5 protein-coding genes and 3 pseudogenes are annotated in these 7310 nt (G+C 34.8%); 2 read left to right on the forward strand and 6 right to left on the reverse strand.

The window, feature by feature from the left end:
- The first annotated feature begins 227 nt into the window (after positions 1 to 227).
- Together ycaC and V7183_RS22175 are read left to right on the forward strand one after the other, a co-directional pair.
- Positions 228 to 863, forward strand: coding sequence for an isochorismate family cysteine hydrolase YcaC (gene ycaC, locus V7183_RS22170; RefSeq protein ID WP_335360856.1), 636 nt, complete (start codon positions 228 to 230; stop codon positions 861 to 863).
- A gap of 643 nt (positions 864 to 1506) precedes the next feature.
- Positions 1507 to 1644, forward strand: a pseudogene (locus V7183_RS22175) (IS6 family transposase); the annotation flags it as partial.
- Between the two features lie 40 nt (positions 1645 to 1684).
- Here V7183_RS22175 and V7183_RS22180 read toward each other — a convergent pair.
- The 6 genes and pseudogenes from V7183_RS22180 to V7183_RS22205 all read right to left on the reverse strand — a co-directional run.
- Positions 1685 to 2773, reverse strand: a complete 1089-nt coding sequence (locus tag V7183_RS22180) for a low temperature requirement protein A (protein ID WP_335360857.1) — start codon at positions 2771 to 2773, stop codon at positions 1685 to 1687.
- A 295-nt stretch (positions 2774 to 3068) separates the two neighbouring features.
- Positions 3069 to 3680 carry an NAD(P)H:quinone oxidoreductase gene (gene wrbA, locus V7183_RS22185; protein ID WP_335360858.1) on the reverse strand — a complete coding sequence of 204 codons (612 nt, stop codon included), beginning with the start codon at positions 3678 to 3680 and terminating at the stop codon, positions 3069 to 3071.
- Between the two features lie 118 nt (positions 3681 to 3798).
- Complete coding sequence (locus V7183_RS22190; protein ID WP_335360860.1) at positions 3799 to 4413, reverse strand: alpha/beta hydrolase; 615 nt, start codon at positions 4411 to 4413, stop codon at positions 3799 to 3801.
- The gene (locus V7183_RS22195) at positions 4410 to 5357 is read right to left on the reverse strand and encodes a ring-cleaving dioxygenase (RefSeq protein WP_335360859.1); all 948 of its coding nucleotides are present in this window, start codon (positions 5355 to 5357) and stop codon (positions 4410 to 4412) included. The genes V7183_RS22190 and V7183_RS22195 overlap by 4 nt, the downstream gene beginning before the upstream one ends.
- 142 nt (positions 5358 to 5499) lie before the next feature.
- A pseudogene (locus V7183_RS22200) lies at positions 5500 to 6291 on the reverse strand (ring-cleaving dioxygenase).
- 630 nt (positions 6292 to 6921) lie between these two features.
- A pseudogene (locus tag V7183_RS22205) lies at positions 6922 to 7310 on the reverse strand (IS4 family transposase); the annotation flags it as partial.

Here is a 7310-nt window from a genome sequence, read left to right on the forward strand (position 1 = left end):
CTATTATATAAATCCCTTTATTGTTTATATATATCCGCGTAACTCACCTTTATATCTCTAAGAAATCTTTTTGAATCGAATTCCCCCAAAAAATTGTGGGAAATAAAACGTCGTCAACAATTTTACCTATTTATCTCATTTTTAACAATACTTATAATAATAAATTAAATTCAGTATCATTATAAACGGGCCTTTGCCCACCAAATTAATTAGAGGAGGATTACTTAATGTCTGATCTCTATTCTCGCCTTTCTAAAGATGAGGCTGTTGTTCTACTTGTAGATCATCAAACAGGTCTTATTGCTGGTCTAGTACGTGATTATAGTGTTGATGAGTTCAAGAACAATGTTATGGCTCTTGCTAACACTGCTAAATTTTTTGATTTACCGGTTATTTTAACAACAAGCTTTGAAAACGGACCTAACGGGCCACTAATGCAAGAATTAGTTGAACTCTTCCCTGATGCACCAAAAATAGCTCGTCCAGGGCAAATCAATGCTTGGGACAATGAAGAATTTGTAAAAGCCATTGAAAAAACAGGCAAAAAGCAACTAATCATCGCAGGTGTGGTTACAGATGTTTGCGTGGCATTCCCAGCATTATCTGCGATAAAAGCAGGATATGACGTGTTCGTTGTAACCGATGCATCAGGAACTTTTAATCAACAAGTTGCCAATGCTGCCCTTACACGCATGGCGCATGGAGGGGCTCAGTTAATGAACTGGTTTAGCATTGCATGCGAATTACAACGTGACTGGAGAAATGACGTTGAAGGATTTGGAGATTTACTTGCTAAGCATCTTCCTAGTTATCAAAATATTATTGGAAGCTATAGGGGCGCTCAACGAGAGCTTATCAAATAAGAACAAAGAAGACCTATCTATAAATTTAGATAGGTCTCCTTATTTTTTTTTATATCAATAATGAATATTCAGTGAACAAATAATATTGAAGCTATTAATAGTAGGTGTGGTTATCATCTCTTCCAGTTTGCATAGGGAGGAGGTGATAATATCATCGCATTATTTTGTGTGGAATTAGCTAGTCACGTTCTGCTTTTTCAATATCTAATTCAAGTAATGAAACAGCTGTTTAAGAGGAATACAGCATTTGCTACTGTTTCAGCTTCTCCAGCCTCAATAAAAAGGTGGTTACCACTTTGTTCAAACAGGTAACCACCTTTTTTTGCTCCATATTCATACTGCTCAACTAACGATCCCCAGGGTCGTGTGGAGCCAGTCGAAGATGGTCTGATGAAGCAGACGCATTGCGCCTTAGATATTGTTCGTACATGTTCTCCTCCTACTTTCTAAATAACTCATTAAAGAATATGTTAATATCATATATAGTCGATAAGGTTCCGGTGCAAAAATTTCAAGGCAATTACAAGGAATCTCTAAATCTTGGACATACTGATACTATTACTCTAAAAAGGTGTGTGATCGGTATGGAAAAGAAAAATTTGTTCAAATGGAAGGACTATCAGCCTGATATTATCTTATTAACGATAAGAATCCAGCTTATCCTATAGCAAGTGAACAGTTGAAAAAAGAAAAAAGCATACCTGATGATATGCAACTTAGACAACAAAAGTATTTGAATAACATAGTAGAACAAGATCATCGCTTTATAAATTTTCTAGTTTTAATACAAATACAATTTAAAATAAATTTAGTATAGATTATTAAATTGTTACTTTTGTATATATAAGGAAAAAAACAGCTAACTGAACAAAGATGAGAATGTTTGGAACTACAATAAACAGGTCAAATAATAAAAAGGCAAACAAAATACACATAAATAAACCTAAATGGTAAATCTTCAGTCGGTTCTTGGCAAATCGATATTTATGAAAAACAAACGTAGTTGACAAGAAATAGATGCAAGTAGATACGAAAACTAAAATTACTAAAAATAAATAATGAATATCCTGCGAAAACGCTAATTGAATAGTCGACGCAATCATGCTTAAAGACATATAAATGAATAAGTGCCCATAAATAATTGCTTGCCCAGTAGTTTCTATTTCTTTATCAACCTTTTTTTCAACATTATCGAAATATTGCCACCACATGGTAATAACAATTGTAAATGATACAAGCACAAAGCTAATTGCATCCCAACTCCCTTTTTCTGGATGCAAAACAGCAATTAAGCTGACAATTGATTCCCCAAATAAAATAATGGTAAAAAGTCCAAATCTTTCTAATAAATGCGGGGTATTTGTCGGTGCTTTAATCAAGTATCTTCGACCCAAAATAGGAACAATGGTATCAATAAAAATCCCCAGATATAAAATAAGATATCGAACCCACGAATCAAGGAAAATAGAACATAAAGATACTGCAATTCCTATTAAAAATCCATATCCTAAATATTCAGCTGCCTTTTTACGTGAGCCATTTTCTTGCTTGCTAATCCACATATATTGCATAGATGTAAAAAATCGAATGCCAACATACCCTATAAGGAAGGAGACATAATACTGATCAAAATTCACAGATAGGCTGGCCGTCATTAAAATGATAAAAAGCATTTGCATAATTATAAACCATCGTTGAGCGACACAATCTTTACCAAACCTGTTAACGTATAAAGATTGGCCTACCCATGCCCACCAAATAGGAACGAAAATTAATACAAATTTTAATAAATACTCGAATGAAATAATTCCATGTTCCAAATGGAGCAACAAATGTGTCACTTTTGAAATAGCAGCCACAAAAATCAAATCAAAAAACAGCTCCAGCCACGTTACTTTTTTCTCTTCCATCAATGCTTTCCTCCCACAAAATTTTTATGCCTAACCTTTGATCGATACATCAAGAGAACTTATTTCCAAAAACAGAAAACATTGTAATATATCCTAAAATAACATAATAGTCTCTTATTGATTCAATGCCTACCTAAAGTTTCTATAAACTTTTGTAAATATAAAATCCAGCCTTTGTCACCAGTAAAAACATAGGCTGGATTGTTTATGTTTTGAATAAGTTATACGCTATTTCAGCGATCAGAAAATGCTTTTGAATAGTATTATATTAACCTTACATTCTCCTAAATTCTTTTTATTGATTTGCTTTCTTTATCCATTCTGCAACAGTTACTGTACGCTTCGCTTGATATTTCACTGCTGCTTGTACATCTTCAATCATTTTCCCATCTTGACCAACAGTAACACTAGTACCATATGGGTTTCCACCTGCACCAAATGTTACAGGATCAGTATATCCAGGTGCAGCAACAATTGCTCCCCAATGATACATTGTAGTATATAATGATAAAATTGTTGCTTCTTGGCCTCCATGAGGGTTTTGTGCAGAAGTCATTGCACTCACAACTTTATTTACAAGTTTTCCATTGAACCATAATCCACCTGTTGTATCTAAAAATTGCTTCATTTGTGCAGGCATGTTTCCAAAACGAGTGGGTACACTAAAAATAATAGCATCTGCCCATTCTAAATCATTTAATGTTACTTCAGGTACATCCTTTGTTGCTTCAATATGTGCTTTCCAAGCTGGATTTCCTTCTATTACAGATTGCGGAGCTAATTCTGGTACTTTTAATACTTTTACTTCCGCACCAGCTTCTTTTGCACCTTCCTCAGCCCATTTTGCTAGCTGATAGTTTGTTCCACCCATGCTGTAATAAATCACTGCTAATTTTACATTTTCCATTGTTTTTTCTCCTTTATTGATAAATTTCCAAATAACTTGGATAAAATACTCACTTCATTACACCTACCTATTTTTTCACTTTTTTCAAATTATAATCCACATCATAAAATCTTTTTTATCACTCATTTAGAAAAGTACGATACCACTGAGCCGCCGCTTCTACTTCACTCACAGTCAGTTGATGCCCTCTATTTTCCCAATGCATTGTTACATTTGCCTTTGCTTTTTCTAATAATGTTTGTAATTCCTCAGATTCCATAGATGAACAAATTGGATCATTGTTTCCAGCTGCAATAAACATAGATTTACCAGATAAATTAGGAAGCTCAATTCCTCTTCTTGGTACCATAGGATGATGAAGAATGGCACCCTTTAATGCATTTTGATAATGGAATAATAAACTTGCCGCTATATTTGCTCCGTTTGAATAACCAATGGCTACTATATTTTTTCTATCAAAACCATATGTCACTGCTGCTTCATCAAGAAATTCATTTAATTCTTTTGTACGAAAAATAAGATCCTCTTCATCAAAAACGCCCTCTGCCAATCTTCGGAAAAAACGAGGCATTCCATTCTCTAATACATTTCCACGAACGCTTAATATAGATGCTTCATCATCAATTCTGCCCGCAAGTGGTAATAAATCTAGTTCATTCCCACCTGTACCATGAAGCAGTAATAATGTTGGTTTCGATAAATTCTTCCCTTTATGAAAAATATGTTTCATTATTTATCCCCTTCCAAAACTCTAACCTCAATAGGAGGTAAGATTTCTTCTAATTCTTCTCTTTTCGGCTCTAACCAGGATGGTAACATAAGCTTTTCGCCCAGTTCCTTTGTGGGTTCATCCACTGCAAATCCTGGTGGATCTGTCGCTATTTCAAATAAAATACCACCTGCTTCATGAAAATATAGAACCTTGAAATAATTTCGATCCAGAATTTCGGTTGGGTAATATCCTTTTTCTTGAAGCATAGACCACCACTCTTGATGCTCTTCTTCATCCTTTGCTCGCCATGCAATATGATGAACAGTTCCTGCTCCCATTAAACCTCGGATTGAAGCCGTTAATTTAATATCGATTATATTTCCAACCTCTGCTTCTGATTGAAATCTCAAAAATCCATCCTCTTGTCCGATGCATTCTAATCTAAATACCTCTTCAAGCAATTGGGCTGTTTTATTCGGTCGTGCAGAATATAGAGTAGCACCACTGAACCCTTTAATCGCGTTCTCTACACCAATTTCTCCAAAGCTCCACGTATTTTGTGGCCCACCGTCTCGCTCAACCAATTCAATTTGGAGACCATCTGGATCTTGAAATTGTAAATACGTTTCTCCAAAGCGAACTGATGAAATAAATTCAACATTGAATTCTCGCAAACGGCTCTCCCAAAATGGCATGTATCCATTTGGTATCATATAACCGGTTACTCCAACCTGCCCTGTTCCAATGCGCCCCTTTAACTGCTTAGGCCAGGGAAAGAAAGTAATGACCGTTCCAGGTTCACCGGATTCATTTCCAAAATACAGATGATACACTTCTGGACGATCAAAATTGATTGTCTGTTTTACAAGCCTTAACCCTAGCACACCTGCATAAAAATCAATTGTCCGCTGCGCATCATTTACCATGGCAGAAATATGATGAATCCCTGCTATTTTGTTTGACATATTCCTCTCTCCACTTCATTTATAAGCTATACTTAATTTATTTCTAATTAGAATAATACTTCCAATTAGAAATTTATAATGTTCTCTTTCAGTATTTTGTAATGGATCTATCGATAGCAAAGAAATCATTTCTTTCTTGAAATTAATCTAACTCTTTTACTTCAAATGGTAGTAATGCTTGTTCAATCTGTTTTCTATGTGGCTCATATTGTTCAGGTAACATTAATTCCTCACCCATCGTTTCTTTTGATTCATCATGTACGAATCCTGGAGGGTCAGTTGCAATTTCAAACAAGATTTCTCCATGCTCTCTAAAGTAAATCGCGTTAAAATAGTTTCTATCTCGTACAGGTGTTACACCATATCCATAGCGTGAAACCTGCTCTCTCCAATCCAATTGATCTTGATCATCACTAGCTCTCCATGCAATATGGTGAACTGTACCAACTCCCATTTGTCCACGTCCAATAGAAGTTAATTTTAGATCAATGATATTTCCAATCTCAGCTGAGGAACGGAAGCGAACAAAATCTCCTTCTTCTCTTTCAACAATTTCTAAATGTAAGCCGTGAGGATCGTCAAACTCTAAGTACTGTTCTCCAAAACGACTCATTTTTGTGTGCGGAATATTGAATTTTTCTAGTCTCTTTTCCCAAAATTTCATAGCTCCTTTTGGAACAACGTAAGAAGTTACTCCTACTTGACCATCTCCAATGATTCCCTGACGAGCACCTGCCCACGGGAAGAAAGTAATAATTGTTCCTGGTTTTCCTCCCTCATCACCAAAGTAAAGGTGATACGTTTCTGGATCATCAAAGTTTACCGTTTATTTGACTAAACGTAACCCTAAAACCCCTGCATAAAAATCTACATTCTCTTGTGGATGACCTACGATTGCTGTAATGTGGTGAATTCCCATCGTTTTCTTATTCATTTTGTATACTCCTTTTCATTTTCTTATTTAAAACTTTAATCTTAATCACTAAACATTAACGTCTTATTCCTTTTACATTAGCTTACACTTAATCTTATTCACATGATGTGGTTACATTCACATCAATACAATTTATCTCAAATTATATTATCTTGAATTCGAGATTTGTTATAAAATCATTACATTTAAGACTATTTTAAATTAGGACATCAGCATATACCTAAATTTCTTTCTCAAAGTATTATTGGAGTACAGCCGTGATACGTGTAATTTTGGGTATAGTCTGTATTTTTTTCCAAACACAACTTATAACGAGATTTTGTTTCGTTTATTTACAATAAAGAATCTGTCTTTGTTTATTATGCTCTATTGACACTTAACTGATTTTGCCTCAAATAAAGCTTGCGTGTGTCTCATATGACTTGTCTCAAAATCTTTATCGTTGTTAAATTATTCATTTTTAATGATATAAACAACTTAACGTTGTAAATCCGCATTTTCAGGGCGCTACCCCATCGCCATCAAGCTAACCAAGTAACTTACTAGATATGAAACGATCCTTGGTTCAAAAGTAGTAAGTGATAGAAAAGTAGGCATGCTAAAGAAGCCTATTAAAACGTGATTTTTTCGCTAGGCAGCTTGTCTATGCTTCACCGTCGTTTTATACACAATCCCTAGAATATCAAAGACGGTCATCTTCTTATACCGATGACATTTACGACCGTTCTTTTTGAGTAGCAGATAAAGACGATGCAGAATTTTTAAAAGTTCTTCTGTGCCAACGGCTATCGCTTGAAACAGTAACGGAAAGTAATCTTTAATCATATAAATCGCTTTGTATTCACTCAGCTCATGCTTTGTCTTTTCAAGCAGAAACTGTCGCATTTGAAACATCGTAGAAGAACAGAGGAGAATGCCAATGAGTTGTCCATATAAATGGCACTCTAGGCGTTCTCTTTTAATATTTTTACATTCATCAATTTCAAAAAATGACTTCCACGTTTTAAACAAAATTTGTC

The organism is Bacillus sp. JJ1127 (assembly GCF_036965845.1).
Taxonomy (GTDB): Bacteria; Bacillota; Bacilli; order Bacillales; family Bacillaceae_G; genus Bacillus_A.

What these genes read in the sequence shown, in the direction of transcription:
- ycaC (WP_335360856.1), top strand. Translation starts at nt 228, where the DNA reads ATGTCTGATCTCTATTCTCGCCTTTCTAAAGATGAGGCTGTTGTTCTA.
- V7183_RS22180 (WP_335360857.1), bottom strand. Translation starts at nt 2,773, where the DNA reads ATGGAAGAGAAAAAAGTAACGTGGCTGGAGCTGTTTTTTGATTTGATT.
- wrbA (WP_335360858.1), bottom strand. Translation starts at nt 3,680, where the DNA reads ATGGAAAATGTAAAATTAGCAGTGATTTATTACAGCATGGGTGGAACA.
- V7183_RS22195 (WP_335360859.1), bottom strand. Translation starts at nt 5,357, where the DNA reads ATGTCAAACAAAATAGCAGGGATTCATCATATTTCTGCCATGGTAAAT.